Annotated in this window: 20 protein-coding genes and 1 tRNA gene; 15 read left to right on the top strand and 6 right to left on the bottom strand. The window is 65.1% G+C overall.

The window, feature by feature from the left end; all coding sequences use genetic code 11:
• Positions 1-54 precede the first annotated feature (54 nt).
• Complete coding sequence (locus WBP06_RS05835) at positions 55-2,610, bottom strand: TonB-dependent receptor plug domain-containing protein (protein WP_395332762.1); 2,556 nt, start codon at positions 2,608-2,610, stop codon at positions 55-57.
• A gap of 236 nt (positions 2,611-2,846) precedes the next feature.
• Between WBP06_RS05835 and infA the strand changes: the two genes are divergently transcribed.
• The 5 genes from infA to WBP06_RS05810 all read left to right on the top strand — a co-directional run bounded on the left by infA (position 2,847) and on the right by WBP06_RS05810 (position 5,060).
• Positions 2,847-3,092 (top strand): translation initiation factor IF-1, encoded by a 246-nt coding sequence (gene infA, locus WBP06_RS05830; protein WP_007014967.1) that lies wholly within the window; start codon positions 2,847-2,849, stop codon positions 3,090-3,092.
• Positions 3,073-3,726, top strand: coding sequence for a Maf family protein (locus WBP06_RS05825; RefSeq protein WP_395332759.1), 654 nt, complete (start codon positions 3,073-3,075; stop codon positions 3,724-3,726). Before infA ends, WBP06_RS05825 begins: the two co-directional genes overlap by 20 nt.
• Positions 3,719-4,693 (top strand): ribonuclease E/G, encoded by a 975-nt coding sequence (locus WBP06_RS05820; protein WP_395332757.1) that lies wholly within the window; start codon positions 3,719-3,721, stop codon positions 4,691-4,693. The genes WBP06_RS05825 and WBP06_RS05820 overlap by 8 nt, the downstream gene beginning before the upstream one ends.
• Entirely contained in the window at positions 4,690-4,884 is a 195-nt protein-coding gene (locus tag WBP06_RS05815) for a DNA gyrase inhibitor YacG (RefSeq protein ID WP_395332755.1), read from the top strand. The genes WBP06_RS05820 and WBP06_RS05815 overlap by 4 nt, the downstream gene beginning before the upstream one ends.
• 100 nt (positions 4,885-4,984) lie before the next feature.
• Positions 4,985-5,060 (top strand) — tRNA-Phe (locus WBP06_RS05810).
• A 90-nt stretch (positions 5,061-5,150) separates the two neighbouring features.
• Here the strand turns inward: WBP06_RS05810 and WBP06_RS05805 are convergent.
• Positions 5,151-5,543 carry a hypothetical protein gene (locus tag WBP06_RS05805; RefSeq protein WP_395332753.1) on the bottom strand — a complete coding sequence of 131 codons (393 nt, stop codon included), beginning with the start codon at positions 5,541-5,543 and terminating at the stop codon, positions 5,151-5,153.
• A gap of 186 nt (positions 5,544-5,729) precedes the next feature.
• On the opposite strand from WBP06_RS05805, the gene WBP06_RS05800 reads away from it, so the two are divergent.
• From WBP06_RS05800 to WBP06_RS05790, 3 genes are read left to right on the top strand one after another with little or no spacing between them, the layout of a single operon-like run.
• Positions 5,730-6,908, top strand: a complete 1,179-nt coding sequence (locus WBP06_RS05800; RefSeq protein WP_395332751.1) for an efflux RND transporter periplasmic adaptor subunit — start codon at positions 5,730-5,732, stop codon at positions 6,906-6,908.
• Between the two features lie 7 nt (positions 6,909-6,915).
• A complete protein-coding gene (locus tag WBP06_RS05795; RefSeq protein WP_395332749.1) occupies positions 6,916-10,113 on the top strand; it encodes a multidrug efflux RND transporter permease subunit in 3,198 nt (1,065 codons plus the stop codon).
• Positions 10,110-11,519, top strand: coding sequence for an efflux transporter outer membrane subunit (locus tag WBP06_RS05790; protein ID WP_395332747.1), 1,410 nt, complete (start codon positions 10,110-10,112; stop codon positions 11,517-11,519). Before WBP06_RS05795 ends, WBP06_RS05790 begins: the two co-directional genes overlap by 4 nt.
• Here WBP06_RS05790 and WBP06_RS05785 read toward each other — a convergent pair whose 3' ends face one another.
• Both WBP06_RS05785 and WBP06_RS05780 read right to left on the bottom strand, forming a co-directional pair.
• Positions 11,520-12,557, bottom strand: coding sequence for a dihydrodipicolinate reductase (locus WBP06_RS05785; protein ID WP_395332745.1), 1,038 nt, complete (start codon positions 12,555-12,557; stop codon positions 11,520-11,522).
• A gap of 71 nt (positions 12,558-12,628) precedes the next feature.
• Positions 12,629-14,281, bottom strand: coding sequence for an MFS transporter (locus tag WBP06_RS05780; protein WP_395332743.1), 1,653 nt, complete (start codon positions 14,279-14,281; stop codon positions 12,629-12,631).
• A gap of 288 nt (positions 14,282-14,569) precedes the next feature.
• Between WBP06_RS05780 and WBP06_RS05775 the strand changes: the two genes are divergently transcribed.
• Positions 14,570-15,823: an acetyl-CoA C-acetyltransferase gene (locus tag WBP06_RS05775; RefSeq protein WP_395332741.1), complete on the top strand. Its 1,254-nt coding sequence runs from the start codon at positions 14,570-14,572 to the stop codon at positions 15,821-15,823.
• Between the two features lie 20 nt (positions 15,824-15,843).
• Positions 15,844-16,332 (top strand): MarR family winged helix-turn-helix transcriptional regulator, encoded by a 489-nt coding sequence (locus WBP06_RS05770; RefSeq protein ID WP_395332739.1) that lies wholly within the window; start codon positions 15,844-15,846, stop codon positions 16,330-16,332.
• Between the two features lie 80 nt (positions 16,333-16,412).
• Here the strand turns inward: WBP06_RS05770 and WBP06_RS05765 are convergent, their stop codons facing one another.
• The gene (locus WBP06_RS05765) at positions 16,413-16,730 is read right to left on the bottom strand and encodes a hypothetical protein (protein ID WP_395332737.1); all 318 of its coding nucleotides are present in this window, start codon (positions 16,728-16,730) and stop codon (positions 16,413-16,415) included.
• A gap of 338 nt (positions 16,731-17,068) precedes the next feature.
• Between WBP06_RS05765 and WBP06_RS05760 the strand changes: the two genes are divergently transcribed.
• The 5 genes from WBP06_RS05760 to WBP06_RS05740 are packed head-to-tail and all read left to right on the top strand — an operon-like array spanning position 17,069 to position 22,757.
• Complete coding sequence (locus WBP06_RS05760) at positions 17,069-18,298, top strand: CaiB/BaiF CoA transferase family protein (RefSeq protein WP_395332735.1); 1,230 nt, start codon at positions 17,069-17,071, stop codon at positions 18,296-18,298.
• Positions 18,299-18,350: 52 nt separating this feature from the next.
• On the top strand, positions 18,351-18,641 hold the full coding sequence (locus tag WBP06_RS05755) for a hypothetical protein (RefSeq protein ID WP_395332733.1): 291 nt from the start codon (positions 18,351-18,353) through the stop codon (positions 18,639-18,641).
• 6 nt (positions 18,642-18,647) lie between these two features.
• Positions 18,648-20,147 carry a class I adenylate-forming enzyme family protein gene (locus WBP06_RS05750; RefSeq protein ID WP_395332731.1) on the top strand — a complete coding sequence of 500 codons (1,500 nt, stop codon included), beginning with the start codon at positions 18,648-18,650 and terminating at the stop codon, positions 20,145-20,147.
• Positions 20,137-21,336, top strand: a complete 1,200-nt coding sequence (locus tag WBP06_RS05745) for a CoA transferase (RefSeq protein WP_395332729.1) — start codon at positions 20,137-20,139, stop codon at positions 21,334-21,336. The genes WBP06_RS05750 and WBP06_RS05745 overlap by 11 nt, the downstream gene beginning before the upstream one ends.
• Positions 21,330-22,757 (top strand): amidohydrolase family protein, encoded by a 1,428-nt coding sequence (locus WBP06_RS05740; RefSeq protein WP_395332728.1) that lies wholly within the window; start codon positions 21,330-21,332, stop codon positions 22,755-22,757. Before WBP06_RS05745 ends, WBP06_RS05740 begins: the two co-directional genes overlap by 7 nt.
• Here WBP06_RS05740 and WBP06_RS05735 read toward each other — a convergent pair.
• Positions 22,683-23,630, bottom strand: a complete 948-nt coding sequence (locus WBP06_RS05735) for an enoyl-CoA hydratase/isomerase family protein (RefSeq protein ID WP_395332727.1) — start codon at positions 23,628-23,630, stop codon at positions 22,683-22,685. The two genes, WBP06_RS05740 and WBP06_RS05735, sit on opposite strands and share 75 nt — an antisense overlap.
• Positions 23,631-23,771: the final 141 nt, after the last annotated feature.

Raw genomic sequence — 23,771 nt, 5'->3', positions numbered from 1 at the left:
AAATGCCCGACCAGGCATTTTCGGCACGGCGCCCGTGCCGCCAAAACCACTCCCTTAAAACATCTTGCGCAAGTCGATCCCGATCACGCGACCCTGCGGATTGCGGTAGGCCGGTTGGTAGGCGATCGGCACCACGCCATTGTCGTCGGTAACCTTCTGCCGCGAATTGAGCAGGTTGTCGGCAACGAACGACACGCGCATGCCCTTGAAGAACGGCACTTTCTTCACAAGTTCGGCATTGCGGCCAATATCGGCGAATACGCGCAGGTTAAGTTCGAACGTGCTGCCGAAGCGCAAATCGGAACTGTCCGGCGCGCCAGTGCCGTTCACCGTGCTGGGTGCATCCCATTCCCCCTTGAGACGCAGGCCATAGCCGTTCACGAAAACGCCGCCCTCAGCCTCGATCACATGGCGCGGGACGCCACCGGCGGTCAGCGCATCGCCATTGAGCTGGTCGAGCACCGGCACGCCGTCCGCCAGCTTCACGCGGTCGGTGAAGCGCCAGGTATGGTAGATCGAGAAATTCCAGCGCGCACCTTGCGGACCGCGTCCCCCCATCATCGACGGAGGGCCACCGGAACCGCCGCCGCCGCCACTGCCGCCGTGCGAACCGCTACCGCCGGAACCACCGCCAGAGCCGCCCGGCGGCGGCCCACCCGGGGGCGGCCCACCGAAGCCGCCGGGCCCGCCCTGCTGCTGCGGGCCGATGTTACCCGACAGATTGAGGCCCCAGCGGATGCGCGAACTGGTTTCCTGCTCGAAAGTCACCGGGCGGCGATCCAGCGCGATCAGATTGCCTTCCGCATCACGCGTGACCCGGCCAGGGAAGGCCGCTTCCACCGCCGGCGTGAACATCGGGAATGCTTCGGAAACATCGTTCGAGCGGTTGTGGAAGTATTCCACCAGCAAGTTCGACCGCTGCATGAAAGGCAGCTGCCAAGTGGCCGAAAGCTTGATGTCGCGCTGCTTTTCCTTGACCAGATCGGGATTGCCGCCACTCGTCACCGTCACCAGCGCAGTCTGGTTGTTGGTGAAGTCGTAGACGGTGACATTATAGGTCTGCACCACCGGGGCGCCCAGTTGGGTGAGTGTGGGTGCCGCCTCTTCGACGATATAGCTCGCCTGAAAACTCAGCTTGCCGGTCGGCGCCCAGGTCACCCCGCCGCTCCAGTTGTACAGCGTGCCGAAGTCCGAGAGGTGATCCAGCCCGCCGCTCAGGTTCAGCGTGATATCGCCAACCGCACCCAGAACGTCCCGGCTGCGGCTGGTCAGCGGCAGCGCAAGGTTGAGCCCGCCCGACAGGTCGCCACGCGTCAACCGCATCGCATCCATGTTGGAGGCGGAGTTTTCGCTGGTGCTATGCGTATAGTCGTAGCCCCCCTTGAACGTCAGGTTGGCATCGCCGGCTGGCATGGCAAACGGCCGGCCGGACAGGGTCGCCAGCGAGGACAGCGTCGCCGTCCGGTTCAATGCCTCATCCACCCCGTCGCCCGGCACCACGCCGGATTCGCTGCGGCGCTGATCGCTGTCGGTCTCGGTAATCGTGTAGCTGCCATCGTTGGTGACGTTGAAGTTCCACGCGCCCAGCATACGGCTGTAGCCAAGCCCGGCCTGAAACTCGTTGGTCTCCACCCGCGTCGCCAGCGGGTCGGGTTGGGTCGGCAGGTTCGCATCGCTGTCGTTCAGGCCGGACCAGCTGTTGGTGACCGAGTGCGTGAACGTGCCATTGGTGGTGAACGACCCATCGAAGCCGTCCTTGCCAAGCCCCTGGGTCATGGTGCCGTTCAACGTGAATTCGGAATCGGCCGGCGCCAGACTGCGGTAGCGCGCGGGATCGGGTTCGCCCGGCCCCGGCTGGGTGCCATCGGCCTGCCGCACGTCGCGCTCGTTTTCAGTGAGCATCGACGTGTCGGTATACTTGGCGGTGACGTTGAAGCGGCGCGGACCTGCTACCTTGAACAGGCCGGTTTCCAGTTCGTAATTGTCATAGCCGCCCTCGGTCGGGCGATTGTATTCACCGGAAACGGTAGTGGCAGCGAACTTCTTCTTCAGGATGATGTTCACCACGCGCTGGTTGGCTGGATAGCCGAACCGCAGCGCCACTTCCTCCGGCATGATTTCCAGGCGGCGAATGGCCTCAGGCGGAATGTCCCGCATCTCTCGGAAGCTGGAAATCCGCTGGCCGTTGACCAGGATCACCGGCCGACCATCGCCGCGCCCGCGCCCGCTGTTGGTCTGCGGCGAAATGGCATCGATCAGGTCGCTGATCGAATTGACGCCGTATGCGGCGATGTCATCCTCATCCATCGTCTCGATCGGCTTTTGCGGCACATCCAGCTGGCCGTCGATGCGCGCGGCGGTAACGACGATCTCGTTGTTCTTTACAACCACCGTCCCTGTACCGATGCTGCCACCTTCGCCGGACAGCACCGGCGGCCGCACAACGTGCGACTCCTCAACGGTCGCGGAGGTTTCTGCCGCCCCAGTTTGTCCCGCGCCGGTTTGCCCCATCCCGGCCGGCGCCGGATTCTCCTGCGCATGGGCCAGGGTCGGCACCATGGCAGCCAGGCTGACGCCCGCCGCAAGGGGGATCAGATGAACGCAACGCAAGTCCGGTCTCCGCCAAGAAAAAATAGTATGTTGAAAGCCCCAAAACCCCCGGCGCGCTGATGCCGTGGCGGAGAATTGCTCGCAAGACGGGGGCGGGTAACATTTTGTCGCAGTGGCAGCCGGGTAACGACAAATAGGCTCAATTTCGCCAAACGTTCGCCAAGGCTTCCATTTTCGACAAGTCGAAGCTATGTCGCGCCGCAACGACAAAGCTAGCTTATGGATATTGATCGCCGATGGCGAAAGAAGAACTCCTCGAAATGCGCGGCCGTGTGGTCGAACTGCTCCCCAACGCCATGTTCCGCGTGGAGCTGGAAAACGGTCACGAGATCCTCGGCCACACTGCGGGCAAGATGCGCAAGAACCGCATCCGCGTTCTGGTCGGCGACGAAGTTCTCGTCGAACTGACCCCTTACGACCTTACCAAGGGCCGTATCACCTATCGCTTCATGCCCGGTCGCGGTGGCCCCGGTCAGTACTGAAGCCGCGTCTCCCGCGGGAGACGCCATCGCACCGCGCCCAGACGCCTCTGCCGACGCTTCCGCCCACTTGCGGCTGATCCTCGCTTCGGCAAGCCCGCGTCGGCGCGAACTGATCGGGCGGCTTGGCGTAACTCCTCACGCCGTCATCGCTGCCGATATCGACGAAACGCACGATCCGCGCGAACATCCGCGCGCCTATGCCCGCCGCATGGCGCAGGAAAAGGCGCTGGCGGTATCCGCCGACGACGCGCACATCCTTGCCGGAGACACCGTGGTTGCCTGTGGCCGCCGCGTGCTGCCCAAGGCCGAGGATGAGAAGACCGCGCGCGAATGTCTGGCATTGCTGTCCGGTCGCCGCCATCGCGTGCTTTCCGCCATTGCCCTGAAATCCCCCGACGGCACGCTGCGTGAGCGGCTGTCCGAAACCATCGTGTGCTTCAAATCGCTGTCGAAGGACGAGGTGGAAGCCTACATCGCCGGCGGCGAATGGCACGGCAAGGCTGGCGGCTATGCCATCCAGGGCAGTGCCGAAGGTTTGATCACGTGGATTTCCGGCAGCCATTCCGGCGTCGTCGGCCTCCCTCTCTATGAGACCCGCGCGCTGTTGAAGGCAGCGGGCTTCGCCATTGGCTGAATGGCTGGTCGAGGACGGGATCGGCGAGAGCCGCGCGATCCTGGTCGCCAATGGCGACCTGCTCGCCGCCAGACTCGAATGGAACAGCGGGTTGCGGCCCGGCGAAGTGGCCGAAGCCGTGCTCGTCTCCCGCGCCAGGGGATCGAAGCGCGGCACTGCCCGCTTCCCTTCCGGTGAGGAAGCACTGGTGGATGGCCTACCGGTCGATGCCAGCGAAGGCGCACCGCTTCGCCTGATCGTCACCCGCGCGGCAGTTGCCGAAACCGGCCGCCTGAAGCGCGCGCAGGCGAAGCCAAGCAACCTGCCGCCGCGCCCCGCTCCCTCGCTCGCCGAATCGCTTCAGGCCGGCGGAATGCCCGTCCGCAAGATTCGCGCCTTTCCGGAAGATCCATGGCCGGACCTGTTCGCCGAAGCGTTTTCCGGCGAAGTCTCGTTCGATGGCGGTGCGATCCTGGTGATTCCGACACCGGCGATGACACTTATCGACATCGACGGCACCTTGCCGCCGGCCACCCTCGCCCGCGCCGCGGTTCCTGCGATTGCCCGCGCGATCGAACAATTCGATCTCGGCGGCTCGATCGGCATCGATTTTCCAACACTGGAACGCAAGGACGATCGCCGCGCGGTAGATCAGGCGCTGGCTGACGCGCTCGACCACTGGCCGCACCAGAGCACGGCGATGAACGGATTCGGCTTCGTGCAGATCGTGGCGAAGTTGGAGCGGCCGTCGATTCTCCACCGCCTGCACCATGACCCGGCGGGCGCCGGCGCGCGCCTGCTGCTGCGTCGGGCAGAGCGCGTGGCCGAACCCGGCACCCTGCTGCTCACCGCCCATCCGCGCGTGCGCGCAAAGGTCCTGCCCGAATGGGAGGCCGAACTGGCCCGCCGCACCGGCCGCACCCTGCGCTGGCAGGAGGATGCGACGCTTGCGCTGACCGGCGGATTCGCGCAGGCGATCACATCATGACCACCAAAACCCGCAAATGCCCGATCTGCGGCAAGCCGCGCAGCGAAGAACACACTCCGTTCTGTTCCAAGGGCTGCCGCGATCGCGATCTCCTGAAGTGGCTGGACGATGGCTACGCCCTGCCCGGCCAGCCCGCCGACCCGGATCTGCCGGAATTATCGCGGCCGAATATTTTTCCACAGGACGATTGAAGCGGTCATGTCATTTTAGGGTTGCCAAGGTCCGCTGCCTTCGCCATAGGCCCGCCACCGACACGGTACGGCAGCTTCGGCACCGCACCGGACCAGGGATGCCCGGGTAGCTCAGTTGGTAGAGCACATGACTGAAAATCATGGTGTCGGCGGTTCGATTCCGTCCCCGGGCACCACTTCCTTCACCGGAAGTGGTGCCTTTTCCTTTTCTCCGGATCAGACAATCCAGCCACATGGCAGACAGGGTTCTGCCCGGAAGCTTTCGGTCAGGCCGATCGCCTCTTGCGGGTGACGATCCACGCCACGGCGAACGTGCCGACCAACGGCCCGATCCAGTCCACCCATTGATCCAGCGTGGTCCAGACACGCAGATCGAACGGCCCCCACCACGGCATGTTCGCGCGCAGCCCGCCACCGAAGTGCTCGATCCAGCGGTACTCGGCCTGGGCGATCTCACGCCCGACGAAATAGGCCGAAGCGATTCCCGCGCCGGCCCACCAGCTGGAAAATGCGCGGGCAATGCAGAACTGGACCAGGAGAGCGGCGACGAGATGCTGCAGATAGATCATGGCCCGGCAAGCTACGCCGACCATCGCGCATCGCAAGGCCCCGCTCTCGATACCGCCAGCGCCAACCGTCGCCTCTTTCAAAACTGCCACCGAAACCCCGCGCCCTTCCGCCGTCCGCGTCATTAAATTCCAAGGAACGGCAATTGGTCACAAATTGTCGCACTCGCGAAATGGCGGCTTGCGCAGTTTCACGAATGCCTCGATAGCTCGCGCACCCTTCGACACGCGGTGCGCACCTTGAAATCGACCATGCTTTCGACGCTACCGGCCCTTCCGATGCGCCGGACCCTCCTTACGCTGACTCTCGCCTCGATCCTCGCCGGCTGTTCGGGCCATGGCGCCAAGGATCAGTCGAAGCCGCCCGCACAAGTCGGCTATATCGTGGCCGCACAGTCGACCGTGCCGGTCGCGGTGACGCTCAGCGGCCGCACCGTCGCCTTCGAAACTTCCGAAGTGCGCCCGCAGGTCACCGGCGTGATCGCCAAGCGGCTGTTCGCCGAAGGCAGCTACGTGAAGGCGGGCCAACCGCTCTATCAGATCGACCCCAGCCTCTATCGCGCCGCCGTGAACCAGGCGCAGGCAGACCTCACCAGCGCCCGCGCCACGGCAGAGGCGGCCAGCGCCAAGGCGGATCGGTACAAGCCGCTGGCCGACATGGAAGCGGTGGCCAAGCAGGATTATGCCGATGCGCTGGCCACCGCCCGCTCGGCCCGGGCCTCGATCGCGCAGAATGCCGCATCGCTGGATACGGCCAAGACCAACTTGCGCTTCACCACCGTGCCCGCCCCGATCAGCGGCCGCATCGGCCGCTCGCTCATCACCGTGGGCGCGCTTGCCAGTGCCAGCCAGACCGATCCGCTGGCCGTGATCCAGCGGATGGACCCGATCTATGTAGACATGCAGCAGTCGGCCGCGGAAATCACCGCGCTGCGCCGCCGGCTGGCCGCAGGCGGCGTGATTCAGGGCAGCACCACGGTGCACCTGAACTTCGACGACGGCTCTCGCTATGCCTACGCCGGCACCGTGCAGTTCTCCGAAGTCACCGTGGACGAAGGCACCGGCACGGTAACCCTGCGCGCCAAATTCCCGAACCCCGATGGCCTGCTGCTGCCGGGTCTGTTCGTTTCGGCCGTGTTCGATCAGGCCAATGACCCCAACGCCTTCCTGGTGCCGCAGAACGCCGTACAGCGCGATTTCGACGGTTCCGCCTATGTGATGATCGCCGGAGACGACGGCAAGGCGGTTCGCCGCAAGGTCGTGGCGGACCGCACCAGTGGCGTCAGCGCGGTCGTCACCTCCGGCCTCCAGCGCGGAGACAAGGTCATCGTGCAGGGCCTGAACGGCCTGAAGCAGGGCACCGAGATCAAGGCCGTCCCGTCCACAACCCCGCAAGAGGTGAAGCCGAAATCCGGCAAGCCGGGCGAAGCCGGCGGCGCCGGCGCGAAGGGCCACTGATCCTCCCATGTCGCGCATCTTCATCGACAGGCCGATCTTCGCCTGGGTTCTCGCCATCATCGTCATGCTGGCCGGCGCCGGCGCGCTGGCCTTCCTGCCCAACGAGCAATACCCGGACATCGCGCCCGCACAGGTCAACATCCGCGCGACCTATAACGGCGCCTCGGCCGAGACGATCGAGAACAGCGTCACCCAGATTCTGGAGCAGCAGCTGACCGGCATCGACGGTCTGCTCTACTTCTCGTCGCAGTCCTCGAACCGCGGGCAGGCGACGATCAGCGCCGTCTTCGCCAAGGGCACCGATCCGGACATCGCGCAGGTCCAGGTTCAGAACAAGGTGCAGTCCGCGCTCTCCCGCCTGCCGCAGGCGGTGCAGAACCAGGGCGTTACCGTCACCAAGTCCAACCCCGACCAGCTGCTGCTGGTGGCGGTTTACGATTCGACGGACGGCCGTTCGAACCAGGACGTTTCGGACTATCTCGCCTCGAACATCCAGGATCCGCTCTCCCGCCTCGAAGGCGTGGGTGACGTCAACGTGTTCGGCGCACCGCACGCGATGCGCATCTGGCTCGACCCCAACAAGCTTGCCGCCGTTGCGCTGATGCCCAGCGATGTGACTTCGGCGATCACCGCGCAGAACACCGAAGTCGCCGCCGGCGAGATCGGCGGCCTGCCCGCGCCCCAGGACCAGGCGATCGACGCCATCGTCACGGCCGGATCGCGCCTGCAGACGGCCGACCAGTTCCGCAACATCGTCCTGAAGACCAACCCCGACGGTTCGTCCGTCACCATCGGCGACGTCGCCCGCGTAGAAATCGGGGCGGACAACTACAGCACCGTCAGCCGCATCAACGGCCACCCCGGCGCCGGCATCTCCATTTCGCTCTCCCCCGGCGCCGATGCGCTGGCCACGGCGGAGCGGGTGAAAGCCTCGATGGAGCAGCTGGCGAAGGGCATGCCGGACGGGCTTGACTACACCTACGGCAACGATTCTACCTCGTTCATCAAGCTTTCGGTTTCGGAAGTCGAAAAGGCGCTGTTCGAGGCGATCGTGCTGGTCGTCATCGTCATGTTCGTGTTCCTGCAGAGCTGGCGCGCCACGCTGATCCCGGCCATCGCCGTGCCGGTGGTGTTGCTGGGCACCTTCGCGGTGTTCTACGTCGCCGGGTTCACGATCAACACGCTGACGCTGTTCGGCCTCGTCCTCGCCATCGGCCTGCTGGTCGACGACGCCATCGTCGTGGTCGAGAACGTCGAGCGATTGCTGGAAGAAAATCCGGGCATGTCCGCCCGGCAGGCGACCATCAAGTCGATGGAGGAAATCCAGGTCGCGCTGGTCGCCATCGCGCTGGCGCTGTCGGCCGTGTTCCTGCCGATGGCCTTCTTCGGCGGATCGACCGGCGTGATCTATCGCCAGTTCTCGCTGACCATCGTCGTCGCCATGGTGCTTTCGGTGCTGGTCGCGCTGATCCTCAGCCCGGCGCTGACGGCCACACTGCTGAAGGCGAAAGTCCACGGCAAGGAAGAGCCCACCTGGATCGACCGCCATATTCCGTGGCTGGCCAACCTCTGGCACCGCTTCCACACCTGGTTCAACAGCAGCTTCGAACGCATGACCGATGCCTACGGTCGCCGCGTGGAGCGCGTTGTGCAGCACAAGTGGCGCTGGCTGGTGCTGTTCCTGATCGCCTGCGCCGGTACGTTCATGCTGTTCAAGCGTCTGCCCACCGGCTTCCTGCCGAACGAGGACCAGGGATCGATCATCGTCCAGTGGCGCCTGCCCGCCGGATCGCCGCGCACGCGGACCGAGGCAGTGCAGCGCCAGATCGAACAGTACTTCGCAAAGTACGAAAAGGACAACATCGCCAGCATGTTCACCGTTTCCGGCGGCGGCCAGGGCGCGGCGGGCCAGAACACCGGCCAGGCCTTCGTCACGCTGGTGGACTGGGATCAGCGCCCGGGCGCGAAGAATACGGCGGACGCCATCGTCCAGCGCGCCAACGGCGCCTTCCGCGGCCTGCGGGACGCTCAGGTGTTCACCCTGGTGCCCGGCGCGATCCGTGGCCTTGGCTCCTCGTCCGGCTTCACCATGGAACTGCAGAACCGTTCGGGCATGACCCGCGCCCAGTTCCAGCAGGCGCGCGACCAGTTGCTGGCCAAGGCCGCTGGCGACACCCGCCTGACCAACGTGCGCCTGAGCGATCTTCCCGAAGTCTCGACCCTGAAGATCGCCACCAACACGCGCGCGCTGACCGCCTATGGCCTGACCGCGTCCAACGTGAACTCCACCCTGCAGACCGCGTGGGGCGGCACTTACGTCAACGACTTCCTCGACAAGGGCCGCGTGAAGAAGGTCTATGTGCAGGGCGATGCGCAGTTCCGCTCGCGCCCCGAAGACCTCTCCCGCTGGTTCGTGCGCGGCACAAGCGGCCAGATGGCGCCCTTCTCCGCGTTCTCGACGTTGAGCTGGTCTTCCGCGCCCAGTTCCACCTCGCGCTTCAACGGCCTGCAGGCCTATGAATTCTCCGGCACACCTTCGCCCGGCGTCAGCTCCGGCACGGCGATGCAGATCATGGAGGATCTCGCCGGCCAGATTCCGGGCACGGCCGTCGCATGGTCCGGCTCGTCCTATCAGGAGCGGCTCTCCTCCGGCCAGGCGCCGATCCTCTACGCGTTGTCGCTGCTGGTGGTGTTCCTGTGCCTTGCGGCGCTTTACGAAAGCTGGTCGATCCCGATCGCGGTGATCCTGATCATTCCGCTCGGCCTGCTGGGCGCGATCCTGGCGGTGACGCTGCGCGGGCTTGAGAACGACGTCTATCTCCAGATCGGCCTGCTTACGACGATGGGCCTGGCCGCCAAGAACGCGATCCTGATGATCGAATTCGCGGAGCAGGCCGAAAAGCAGGGCAAGCGCGTGATCGAGGCAGCCCTCGAAGCCGCACGCATCCGCCTTCGTCCGATCCTGATGACCAGCTTCGCCTTCATCTTCGGCGTGCTGCCGCTGGCCGTTGCCAGCGGTGCCGGTGCCAACAGCCGTATCGCCATCGGTACCGCCGTGGTCGGCGGCATGTTGACGGCAACGCTGCTGGCGATCTTCTTCATCCCGCTGTTCTTCGTGCTCGTGCGCCGTGGCGTCCGCGATGGCCTTGCCGCCGTCCGCAGCCGGATCCAGAAGCGCCGCGAAGCGAAGGGAGATGCCGCATGATCCGCCCTCGCATTCTCAAGCTGACGCTGCTCACCCTGCCGGCCATGGCGCTGGCCGCCTGCTCGATGGCGCCGAAATATGTCCAGCCTGCGCTTCCGGCGCCAGCATCGTGGCCGGTGGGCGATGCCTATCTAACGCAGAGCGAGGCAAACCTGCCGCTGGTTTCCTACACGGAAATCTTCCGCGACCCCCGCCTGCAGAAGCTGATCGAACAGGCGCTGGTCAATAACCGCGACTTGCGCACTGCGGCCGCCAACGTGGCGGCGGCCCGCGCGCAAGTGCGCGTCACCCGTGCGGACCAGATCCCGGCGCTGGGTGTTACCGCGTCGGGTACGCGCACGGCGGTGAACGGCCCGGGCGACAGCACCGCCCTTTCCCTCAAGGGTGGCATTTCCAGCTTCGAGATCGACTTCTTCGGCAAATATGCCAGCGCCACGCAGGCGCAGCGCGACACCGCCGTCGCCACCGAAGCGGACGCCCGCACCGTGCGACTTGGCCTTGTTGCCGATCTGGCGCAGGCCTGGGCCAACTATGCGGCGGACAATGATCTGTTGAAGATCGCCGAGGCCACTGCCGCCAATGCCGAACGCTCGGTCACGCTGACCGGCGCCCGCCTCAAAGGCGGTGTCGCGCCGCGGACCGATCTGCGGCAGGCCGAACAGGTTCTGGAAACCGCCAAGGGCGATCTTGCCGCGCAGAAGACCGCGCTGGCGCAGGACGTCAACGCGATCCGCCTGCTGGTCGGCGCCGATTTTGACGAGAGCCTGCTTCCGGCCAGCGTGGATGAGGTCAACGCGCAACTGGCGGTGCTGCCCGCTGGCACCAGTTCGCAAGTCCTGCTGCGCCGCCCGGACGTGGTGGAGGCCGAATACCAGTTGCGCGCCGCCAATGCCGATATCGGCGTGGCGCGGGCAGAACTGTTCCCATCGATTTCGCTCACCACCCTGCTCGGCTTTGCCAGCGGCTCACTGTCATCGTTGTTCGACAAGGGGGCGTTTTCGGCCAGCGCCGGCGGCGACGCCAGTTGGTCGATCTTCAACGCCGGTGGCAAGGCGGCCAATGTCGACGTCTCCAAGGCCAAGCGCGACGCCGCGCTGGCAACTTACGAGAAATCGATCCAGACCGCCTTCAGCGAAGTGGCCGATGCGCTTGCCGACCAAGGCACGCTGGACGAGCGCCTGCGCGCGGCCAGCGCCTATACCAATGCAGCAGCCGATACCGCGCGGCTGACCGAGGCCAGCTACAAGCAGGGCATCTCCAGTTCGCTGGACAACCTGGACGCGCAGCGCAGCCTCTACACCGCGCGCAAGCAGGAAATCGCCGTGCGTCTGGCCGTCGCCAGCAACCGCGTCACGCTTTACCGCGTGCTGGGGGGCGATCAGGCGACCGCACCCCAGCAGCCATGATCACCCGAAGATCGGGATGATCTGCGGCAGGTCCACGGTCGTCCTGATCCCTGGCGCTGCCGCGCAGACGGCGGGGATCGCGTTGACGGGGCGATGCGCGGTCAGGCCCGGCGTGAAGGCGGCATAGTCCTCCGGCGCGACCGGGAACATGATGTCCATCCGCACCGGCGCATCGCCGCTGGTCGTGACTCGCCAGCCCGATTCGCGCAGATCCCAGTCGTGCTCGATATCGGTCGTCACGTACCAGTTGGCGCGGAAGCGCATCACCGGCTCACCCTTGTGCAGGCAAGTGATCGTCGTACGCATCGCACCCACCGTGCCCGCCGGAACTTTACCGGCCGCGATGGTCAGGTCCTGCTTCGTGGCCGAAAGCTCCCCGAAAGCCTCGATCGCGTCGATCTCCAGCCCCATGGCGTCTGCCACTTGCGAAAGCGAACTGCCGAAATCGCCCTTGAGATGCTCGGCCCGGCGCTGATCGAACGGCGCCATTTCCGCGCCAAACCCCATGATATGGAACAGCATATCCGGCGAATCGCGGCTGGAGACGTCGGCAAATTCGTCGATGGTCAGGACACCGTGCCGCCGCTCCAGCGACAGCAGCGGAATCGCCAAAGCCTCGGTCACGAAGCCGGGGCTCGATCCGGTCGAATAGATCGAAACACCGCCCTTGGCGCAGGCCGATTCGATGCGCGCGCGCGCATCCTTGTCGATCAGGCGCGGATTGTGAAAATCCCCGCGCGTGGTGACGACATTCTTGCCCGATTCCAGCAGCGCGCAAAGCTCGTCCCAATCGGTACCCTGCCGCATGTAGAGTACGCAGTCGGCATCGAGCTTGACGATGTCGGCCAGCGAGTTGGTGGCCTTCACCCCGGTTGCCGGCAACCCGCAAAGCTCGCCCGCGTCCTTGCCCACCTTCTCGGGAGAGGAGACCCACAGGCCCACCAGTTCCATGCGCGGATGCTCGATCACGGTACGCAGCGCGCGGCTGCCGATGTTGCCCGTGGCCCATTGCACCACGCGCCAGGTCTTTTCCTGCATTCGCTACTCTCCCGGTTATCGCCGCATCTCGCCAATCGCCCGACCACACGGCAATTCCCGTATGGGGACTGTCACGGCGCGATCCAGCCCATGGTTTCCTGCTTCGGATCGTAGGATTCCGCCTTCCATCGAACAGAGCCGAATGGCCTTTCGAGCTGACGCCGCACACGGCCGCCTTCGCTGCGGCGATGGAAAGCGTCCGCCGCCGCCTGCACAGCCAGGTCCGCCTCGGTAAAACGGTCGCGCAGGCGCAGATAATCGCCCCAGGTCGGGCAATGATACCGTTCGGTCCAGAGCGCGGGATTGGCGATGTCGCGGGCGATGGACCACGCAAACGCGCCATTGCGCTTGCGCATGGACTGCATCTTCATCATCGCCGCATAGAATTCGCGCGCATGCACGGGATCGACATCGTAGTCGACCTCGATCACCACCGGGCCGGAGCGCAAGGTCAGCGCCATACCCACTTGCGGCTCGTGCCCCAGCGGCGCTTCGGACGTGCCGCTTAACGCATCGCGGGCGATCGGCAGGACGAAGCCCAGCAGCGCGGTGGCCGCCACCGCCACGCCCGACGCGAGTATGGCGTTCGCCACACCCGTCTGCTGCGCCACCTGCCCCCAAACCCATGCGCCGATGCCGATACCGGCGGTGATGGCGGAGGAGAACAGCGAAAGCGCGCGCGCCGTCACCCAGCGCGGGGCCGAAAGCTGCACGGTGACGTTGAGCATCGCGATCGTCAGGATGTTGCAGGCGCCGACCACCAGAAAGGCCGCGCATGTCAGCACCAGTTCATGGCTGAAACCGATCACCGCCAGCGCAACGCCGGTGCCGATCGCGAAAATCCGCACGGCCAGTTCGGTGGAAATCGCCTCGCGAATACGGCTGACGAACAGCGCCCCGGCAACCGCGCCGACGCCCTGCGCGCCCAGCAGCAGTCCGTATGTCGCGGCATTGCCGTGCAGCAGATCGCGCGCGATCAGCGGCGCCAGTGCGGAGGCCGTCGCGGTCGAAAGCCCGAACGTCAGCACCCGCAGCAAGGCCGTGCGGATGGCCGGCGCATGCAGCGCATAGCGCGCGCCGCCCAGCATGGCCCGATCCATCCGCTCGGGCGGAAGGCGGGAGGGAACGTGGCGGCGACGCCAGAGGAAGAAGGCGAACAGCAGCGGCAGATAGAGCAGCGCCGTCATGCCGAAGACAACGCGAACGCCATAGAGCACGACGATCAACCCGCCCAAGGCCGGCCCGAAACTGCGCGCGACGTTGTAGCTGATCGTCCCCAAGGCCACCGCCGCCGGCAGATGCTCGCGCGAGACTTGCTCGGGGATCGATGCCTGCCAGGACGGCGAATAGAGCGCCACGCCCGCGCCGATCAGCGCGCAGAACCCCAGCAGCAGCCATGGCGTTACCAGGCCCAGAAAGGCAATCGTCGCCAGCGTTGCCGCGCAGATCGAACTGAACGCCAGCCCGCTCATGGCGATACGCCGACGATCGAACATGTCGGCGATGGCCCCCGCGGGCAGCGTCACCACCATCAGCGGCAGCATCATCGCGCTCTGCACCAGCGCCACCATCTCTGCCGAACTGGTCAGCTTGGTCATCTCCCAGGCCGCGCCAACGCCCAGGAAAAGCTGTCCGAAATTGGAAAACAGGCTGGCGGTCCAGATCCGCCTGAACGTCGGTTCGCGCAAGGGCGTGAACGCGCCGCCCGCGGATGCACCCTCCATCGGCTCCTGGCTTGCCGGCACGCACTTCCCCTTCGTCCTGTCCCTTCCACAATGTTGGGTCGGGGCCGCTGGCCGCGTCAAGCATGGCCACTCCGCCGCCACGATCTATTGTTTCATCTGCAAAGGTTGACGGGGTGAACGTGAGCCACGATATACTTTCAAATGAAAGCAATCGCCGCTGCGATAGGACAGACCCCTCCAATTGCAATTCCCCCGACCTGCCAGCATGACCTCGGCAAACGGCGCCACACATCGCGCGCCCGTCTGGGAAATTGAGGAGATCCGATCGTGACCGAAGCCTGGATCATCGACACTGTCCGCACCCCGCGCAGCATCGGCAAGATGGGCAAGGGCGCGCTTTCGCAAATGCATCCCGAGCACCTGTCCGCCACCGTGCTCGCCGCGATCAAGGACCGCAACGCACTTGAAACCGCCGATGTCGATGATGTGATCTGGGGCGTTTCTGCTGCCATCGGCCTTCAGGGCGGCGACATCGGCCGCATGGCCGCGCTCGACGCCGAATATGACGTGCGGGCCGGCGGCGTCACGCTCAATCGCTTCTGCGGATCGAGCATCACCGCCACCAATCTGGCAGCCGCGATGATCATGTCCGGCATGTCCGACCTGATGGTCGCCGGGGGCATGGACATGCTGTCCTACGCCAATGCCCACGGCATGAAGATGCGCGAGGCCGGCGTCGGCAGCGCGGGCATGGGCGCGGGCAATCCGCGCCTTCAGGCCAAGCATCCGCAGACCAACCAGGGCGTCGCCGCCGACGCCATCGCCGCGATGGAAGGCATCACGCGTGAAGAGCTGGAGGCATTCGGCGTCGAAAGCCAGCGCCGCGCCGCCGTTGCCATGGCGGAGGGCCGGTTCGATAAGTCGACCATCGTGGTGAAGGACGATGAGGGCAACGTGATCCTCGATCATGAGGAATACCCCCGTCCCGACACTACGGCGGAAGGCCTCGCCCAGCTCAAGCCGGCGTTCGAGATGTTTTACAACATGCCCTCTGCGCCGGGCGGCAAGACTTACGTGGAACTGGTCAATCAGGTCTATCCGGACCTCGACGTGAAGCCGATCCACCATGTCGGCATTTCATCCGGCGTGGTCGACGGCGCTTCGGCGATCCTGCTCGCATCCAAGGATTATGCGGAAAAGCACGGCATGAAACCCCGCGCGCGCATCGTTGCCATGGCGGAAATCGGCGATTGCCCCACGCTCATGCTCAACGGCCCGGTGCCGGCGGCCAAGAAGGTTCTTGCCAAGGCCGGGCTCACCAAGGATCAGATCGACGTCTGGGAAGTGAACGAGGCGTTTGCCGTCGTGGTCGAAAAGCTGATCCGCGATCTCGATCTCGATCGCGCCAAGGTGAACCCCAACGGCGGCTCGATCGCGCTGGGCCATCCGATCGGCGCGACCGGCGCGATCCTGATCGGCACCGCACTGGACGAACTGGAACGCACCGGCGGGCGCTATGGCCTGATCACCATGTGCGCAGCAGGTGGCATGGCCCCTGCCATCATCATCGAACGCATTTAAGTCATTACAAGGAGATACGTGTGGCCACCGAGGCGGAAGAAAAACTGACGGGCAAACTTGGCGATGTCCTCAACGACAAGACCGAGAGCCCGCGCCGCCAGGTGAGCCTGCGGTTGACGGTGATCGCGCGCCTCCAGCGCAATAACTTCGACCGGCTCGTCACCGAACTGAACGTCACTCGCTCGCAATGGGCGATGATCGCGGTGGTCGCGCGCTATCCGGGATCGACCCAACGCACCATCGCCGAATATCTGGAGATGTCGGAAGCCTCGGCCGGACGGCTGATCGACCGGCTCTGCGCGGATGGCCTGCTGGAACGGCGCGATCGCCGCGACGACCGGCGCGCCCGCTCGGTCTACGTGACCGACGCCGCGCACCCCCTGCTCGACAAGCTGGGTCTGATCGCAGCCGAAGCCGAAGGCCGCATGTTCCACGGCTTTTCGGACGATGAGGTGGAGCAACTGCGCGACTACCTCAGCCGCATCTACGACAATGTCAGCCGCGGCTGACATTCCTTTTTTACATCGCACAAACGAAGAAGGGCGGCACCGAAGTGCCGCCCTTTTCTGTTTCCAACCGATTGGAAGGATTACTTCGCCGAAGCAAGGTCCTTCTTGCTCAGCGAGGTGGTCAGCTTGCCCTGCGCATCGGTCAGGCTGGTGGCCGGAACGGTGATCAGGCGGCCGTTGAGGATCACCTGCGGGTTGCCGTCGGCAGCGACGCGGTAGATCGGGGCGATGCGGGTGCCGTTGGCGGCATAGAGCATCTTACCGGCGGTCAGGTCGACCGGAGCGGCAGCTTCCTCGGTCACGGCGCGAACCGACTGGTTGGTTTCAGCGAAGGCAGCCGGAACGACAGCGAAAGAGGCGATCGAAGCGACAGCGGCAAGGGCAACGAACTTCTTCATGGGTACTCTCCAAAACCTTGAAGCGGGTCCATCCCGCGATTTACTCACCTAGGTTAGTAATTACCTGCCTAGGTGTCAATTGTGATTGACGCAACTGCACAAACTTTTTTCGCAACCATCGCTCCCGCGCGGTTTCGCGGGAGCCCATGCCTGTCGCAGCGCAGCATGCAAAGATCGCACAGGCGAATCCGACCGATGATCGTCGGTACGATGGCGGTGGTGTTGCCCCCGAACACCTTTCAGCGCACATCGAAGGCAAGCGGCGCGACCGGGGGAAACCCGCCTTTCGCGCCAGAACCGATACAAGATAAAACACAAGATTAGTTGGGGACTGTCAGATGCCAACAAAGGTCATGCAGGGCGTGCGCGTCCTCGAAGTGGCGCAGTTCACGTTCACTCCCGCTGCCGGTGCGATCCTGGCCGACTGGGGTGCGGACGTCATCAAGATCGAACATCCCGTGCGCGGCGATACGCAGCGCGGCTTCCTCAACATGGGCGGCGTGAAGCTGGACCCGCTGCGCCAGACCCTGTTCGAACACCCCAACCGCGGCAAGCGCAGCGTCGGCATCGACCTGTCGACCACGGAAGGGCAGGAACTGCTCTACGAACTGGCCAAGCACTGCGACGTGTTCCTTACCAACTACCTGCCGCAGGTTCGCCAGAAGAACCGCTTCGACGTGGAACACATCCGCGCCGCCAATCCCAAGATCATCTACGCCCGCGGCAGCGCCTGGGGCAACAAGGGGCCGGAACGCGAAAAGGGCGGTTTCGACGGCACCGCGTTCTGGTCGCGCAGCGGCATCGCCGATTGCATGACCCCGCCCGAACTGCCCGGCCCGCTTTCACAGGGCATGCCCGCATTCGGCGATTCGATCGGCGGCATGTTTATCGCCGGCGGCATTTCCGCCGCCCTGTTCCATCGCGAGAAGACCGGCGAGGCTGCCGAACTCGACGTATCGCTGATGAGCACGGCCGCCTGGGCATCCGGCGCCAACATCGCGCAGGCGGTGGAAACCGGGGTGATCACCAAGAACTCCATGCCCAGTTCCGGCGGCGGCGCCAAGAACCCGTTCATGGGCAATTTCTGGACGTCGGACGGGCGCACGATCAATCTGTGCATGGTCAGCCCCACCGGTCTGATCCGCGACACCTTCGAACATGTCGGCCGCCCCGAAGCGGCGGACGATCCGCGCTTCCAGGACGTGCTCAGCCTGATCGAGAATTCGCAGGCCGCCAGCGAAATCCTGGTCGAAGCCTTCGCCGAAAAGCCCTTCACCTACTGGCGTGAGCATCTGAAGACGCTGAAGGGCCAGTGGGCGCCGATCCTCAACCTGCTGGAACTGGCCGCAGACGAACAGGCACTGGCCAACGACATGCTGATCGAAGTGGAAGCGGCCGATGGCGGCGCACCGCTGAAGTTGGTGCGCGGCCCGGTGCAGTGGAACGGCGAAGCGCTGGAAACCACGCGTTCGCCGCAGGCATCCGAACATACCGAAATCGTCCTCATGGAACTCGGCGTCGAATGGGACAAGATTGAGGATCTCAAGGCCAAGGGCGCAATCGCCTGACGTCTTTTGGCCGAATTCGGAATACGAGAACAGAATACGAGGAATTGGGAAAATGAAGCCTGGAACCCGTCTCAAGAGCGCCGCCTGCGACACCGAAGTCATGGTGATCCGCTGCGCCGACGGCACGATCGAATGCGGCGGTGCCCCGATGGGCGAAGCCAAGCCCGCCGAAGCCGCCCCGCTCGCGGCTGATTTCTCGGCCGGCACCCTGATGGGCAAGCGCTACGTCGATGCCGACGGCAAGTACGAACTGCTTTGCGTGAAGCCCGGCAAGGGTTCGCTCTCGGTCGATGGCGTCGCGCTCGTCATCAAGGACGCCAAGCCCCTGCCCGCTTCGGACTGATCCCATATGAACATCGCGCTTCTTCTCGAAATGGCGGCCGAGGCCGCGCCCGATCGCGTGGCGCTGGTCTGCGACGGGCGGCGCTGGACTTATGGCGATCTGCTGGATGCTGCACGCGGTGCGTTCGAACTGATCCGGCAGAGCGAGGCCGACTATGTCGCCCTGCTCGACGAAAGCAGCGAGGCTGCCGTAGTCGCGGTATTCGGCGCCGCGCTGGCGGGGGTACCCTATTGCCCGCTCAACTACCGCCTGCCCGATGCCGACCTGGCCGCCCTGCTCGGCCGCGTCGCCCCGGCGCTGGTGATCGGTGACGAGGAGCGGATCGTCCGGCTTGCCGGCGATCAGGGCCATACCGTGTTCTCGCGCGAGGAATTCGTGCTGAAGGCACAGGAAACCGTGCCGGCCGACGACGCGCGCGAATACGATCCCGGTGAAGGCGTTGCCATCCAGTTGTTCACCAGCGGCACCACCGCTGCCCCCAAGGCTGCGATCCTGCGTCACTCCAACCTGCTCGGTTACATCCTCGGCACCGTGGAATTCGGTTCCGCGGACGAGGGCGATGCCGCGCTGGTCGTGGTGCCGCCCTATCACATCGCCGGCATCTCCGCCCTGCTCTCCTCGATCTATTCGCTGCGCAAGATCGTCATGCTGCCCAGCTTCTCGCCCGAAGGCTGGCTTGCCCTGGTGCAGAGCGAGACGGTCACCAATGCCTTCGTGGTGCCCACCATGCTGGCGCGCATCATCGATGCCATGGAGAAGGGTGCCAACGGAGACGTTTCCTCGCTGCGCGCCGTGGCCTATGGCGGCGGCAAGATGCCCATCGAAGTGATCCAGAAGGCGCTTGAACGCTTCCCCGGAGCGGGCTTCACCAATGCCTATGGCTTGACCGAAACCAGTTCGACCATCGCCCTGCTCGGCCCCGAGGATCACCGGGAGGCGCTGGCTTCGTCCGACCCAAAAGTCCGCGCCCGGCTCACTTCACTGGGCAAGCCGATCCCGACGGTGGAGATCGAGATCCGGGGCGAGAACGGCGAAGTTCTGCCGCTCGGCGAACCCGGCGAGATCTACGTGCGCGGCGAGCAGGTTTCGGGCGAATACAAGGAAAAGAGCGCGCTCGACGCAGAAGGTTGGTTCCCCACCCGCGATGCCGGTTTCATGGACGAGGACGGCTACCTGTTCCTCTCCGGCCGCGCGGACGACGTGATCGTGCGCGGCGGCGAAAACATGTCGCCCGGAGAGATCGAGGATGTGCTGCTCACGCACCCGGCCATTGCCGATGCCTGCGCCTGCGCGATCCCCTCGGTCGAGTGGGGCGAAACGGTGGGCGTCGCGATCGTCACGCGCGAAGGCCATGATCTGCCTTGCGAGACGGAGCTGAAGGACCTTGTCCGCGCCCGCCTGCGTTCCTCGCGCGTACCGGAAAAAGTCGTGTTCGTTGCGGAGCTGCCCTACAACGAGATGGGCAAGCTGCTGCGGCGCAAGGTCAAGGAAGTCCTTGCCGACTAAAACCGAAATCCCTGGCCCGGCGATCCCTTTGGGGCGCTGGGCCGACCGGCAACTGGAAGCGCTTGCCCGCGATTTCGGGTTGCCGCGCCTTTCCGGCGCCACTCTGCTGGGCGAGCGCGCAGCACATGGCGAATATCGGATTGCCGGACGCGTCTCGGCCGGACTTGGCGGCAGTCGCCTCATGCCGACGCGCGATGGCAACTGGTTCGCGCTCACGCTGATCCGCGAGATCGACCGGGAATTGCTGCCGGCACTGTTCGGCGATACCGATCTCGACATCCGCTGCGCAGATTCCATCGCTGCTGCCGTGCTGCGCAGCGACGGCGCCGCCTTACTGGAAACCGGCCGCCTGCTCGGCCTCCCCGTCGCCTTGCTGGGCGAAGAGCCTGCTTCCCCGCCAATCGAAGTGATCGCACGCGGAGCACACCGCGAACGGGCTTCGTCGCACCGCCCCCTGGTGGTGGACATGTCGGCGATCTGGGCCGGACCACTGGCCGGGCACCTTCTCTGGCAGGCCGGAATGGAAGTAGTAAAAGTCGAAAGCCGCACGCGGCCCGACTTGATCCGGCGCGACGATCCGGCAACCTTCGACCTTATCAACCAGGGCAAGGCCAACGTGCTGGTCGATTTCGCCAGCGACGGCGAAAAGGCCCTGCTGATCGACCTGATCCGCCGCGCCGATGTCGTGATCGAAAGCTCTCGCCCACGCGCGTTGCGCCATCTCGGCATCGACGCGCAGGCACTGGTGCGGGAGGTTCCCGGACTCGTCTGGCTTTCGGTTACCGGGCACGGCGCGCAGGGCGACGCGGCAAACTGGGTGGGCATCGGCAACGATTGCGGCGTGGCCGGCGGCCTCTCCCGCGCGCTGGCAGAGGTAAGCGGAGAGCCAGGGTATGTCGGCGATGCGATTGCCGATCCGCTCACCGGGATCACCGGCGCGCGCGAAGTCCTGAAAGCCTTGCGCAACGGCAAAGCCCGGCGCATCGGTCTATCCATGAGCGCAATCACCGCCATGGCCCTGGATGAAGAACGCGCCTTCGACGCGCCCCTGCTCGAAGCCGAACTGCGCGACTGGGGCGCCGCCATCGGCCGTCGCTTTCCGGCGCTGGAACGCCGCCGCTTGATCGCGCCCGTCAGCCCCATCGGCGCGGACACCGCGCACTATCTGCCGGAACTTGCACGGTGCTGATCCGCGCTGCGGAGATTTACGGCCATGGTCTGGCGGATCTGCGCATAGCGCAAACCCGCATTGCCGCCATCGGCCAACTTGCCCCCCTTCCCGGTGAAACCGTTTTCGATGCCAGGGGCGGCGCACTGCTGCCCGGGCTGCACGATCATCACATCCATTTGGCCGCCCTTGCGGTACGCGCGGCCTCCGTCAATTGCGCCCCGCCGGCCGTGCGCAGTCACGACGATCTGGCACGGGCCCTCTCCCGTCCCGGCCAAGGCTGGTTGCGCGGTTTCGGCCTTTGCGAAAGCGTGCTTGACGGCGACCTGCCAAACCTCGCCACGCTGGACCGGATGGTGCCGCATCGCCCCATCCGGTTGCAGCATCGCACCGGTCGCATGTGGCTGTTCAACAGCGCGGCGCTGGACGAACTGCTCGCCAAAAATACGCCGCCCGCCGGTCTCGAACGCGTCGGCGGACGTCTGACCGGCCGCCTTTTCGATGAGGATGCGTGGCTGCAGGCCGCGCTGGGTAGCACGCCGCCCGATTTTTCGGCGGTGAGCAAGGACCTCGCCCGCCACGGCGTGACTGGCGTGACGGACATGTCGCCCCGCAACGACGCAGCCATCGCTCAGCATTTCGCTGCCCAGTCCGAACATGGACGTCTTCGCCAGAACGCCATTCTGGCGGGGCAGCTTTCGCTGGCCGATGCCGCGCAACATGGCTGGCAACTGGGTCCGGCGAAACTGCACCTGCATGAAGCCGCGTTGCCCGATTTCGACGCGACCTGCGAATGGATCGCCAAGGCCCATGCGCAAGGCCGTGGCGTCGCCGTCCATTGCGTGACCGAAGTCGAACTGGTGTTCACGCTCGCGCTCTTCGAAACGGCGGGACCACGAACTGGCGACCGCATCGAACACGCATCGATAGTGCCGCAGGAACTTGCCACGCGCATCGCTGCTCTGGGCCTGTGGGCCTGCGTTCAGCCGCATTTCGTCCATGAAAGCGGCGATCGCTATCTTCGCGATGTCGATCGGCATCACCATCGCGACCTCTACCGCCTGCGCACGCTGCAGGATGCCGGCGTGCCCCTCGCCGGCGGCAGTGATGCCCCTTACGGAAGCACCGATCCTTGGCAGGCGATGAGCGCTGCCGTGCTGCGCAGAACCGCGACGGGAATGGCGTTCAATTCCAAGGAAGCGCTTTCGCCCGAACAGGCGCTGGATTTGTTCCTTGCCGATCCGCTCGACCTCTCCCGTCCGCGCCGGATCGCGGTGGGAGAATCGGCCGATCTCTGCCTGCTCGATCGACCATGGGCGACGGCGCGGACGCGGCTGAACTCCGCTGATGTACACGCCACCATCTGCTCAGGCCAATTGATCCACCAGCGCGTCAACGAGCCCCCAATCGAGCGCCTCCCGCGCGTTGAGACGACGGCCTGACAGCACCATCAGCAGGGTACGCTGCCGCCCGATTCGGTGGCTCAACGACACACAACCGCCCGCTCCCGGCAATATTCCCATGGCCAGTTCGGGCAATTGGAACCACGCGCGCGGCGTTGCGACAATCCGCGTCGCGAATGCTGCCAGTTCCAGACCCGCGCCGATGCAGGCGCCGTCTATCCGCGCTTCCAGACGATCCCGGCATAAGGCCGCTTCCCGCGCGGGCAGGGTAAGCTGCCGGATGCGATGGGCCTCGGCGGGATCGACGGTCGTGCCGAATTCCGAAAGATCGGCGCCAAGGCTGAACGCCTTGCCCTCGGCCCGAAGCAGCACATGCCGGATACTCGTATCCATGGCCGCCAGCGCGAACGCCTCATGCAGCGAATCGCGCATCGGCCGATCAATCGCATTGCCGGCTGCAGGCCTGTCCAACGTAATCGTCAACCGCGCATCGTCGCGATGCAGCCTGACGTGGCCCGCCTGCTCACCATCGCTCTTCCGGTGGCTGGCAATCCACCGCCGGTGCGACTCGCTGCCCTGTAACGTCGCATAAGCCAGCGACTCGACCGTCAGCGCATCCTCAATCGCCAAGGAAGGAACGATACGCAGGACCTGCGCGACCACGGCGGCAGCGTGCGGTTGCGCAAGCGCAGCCTGCATCAGCTGCGCAGCATCGAAACGTGGCTCCAGAACGGCATCGAGTTGCGCTGCCAGCGGATGGCCGCATGGCCCAATTCCGACGACCGGGCATGCCGGCAGCCGCATCTGCGGATGATCGCCCAACTCGTGCGCCAGATCCACGAAAGCGATGGGCGCGGCTTTCGCGGCTTCGGCCAGATCGGCTGCGGCAAATGTCAGGTCTTTCGGCTGCATCTTCGAACAATTCCTTCCAGATCAGCCACTTGCCGCGCGTTGGAAAGCATGGCCGGACCATCCCGGCTTGACCAGCCCACCTCGTGAAAATCACATTTTATCGCTGAACACATGGTCAAAAACCGCAGGATTTCGCGATAT

This window comes from Novosphingobium mississippiense (assembly GCF_044029535.1).
Taxonomy (GTDB): domain Bacteria; phylum Pseudomonadota; class Alphaproteobacteria; order Sphingomonadales; family Sphingomonadaceae; genus Novosphingobium.
The sequence above is the reverse complement of the archived record's forward strand: the minus strand, read 5'-3'. Positions and strand labels throughout refer to the sequence as shown.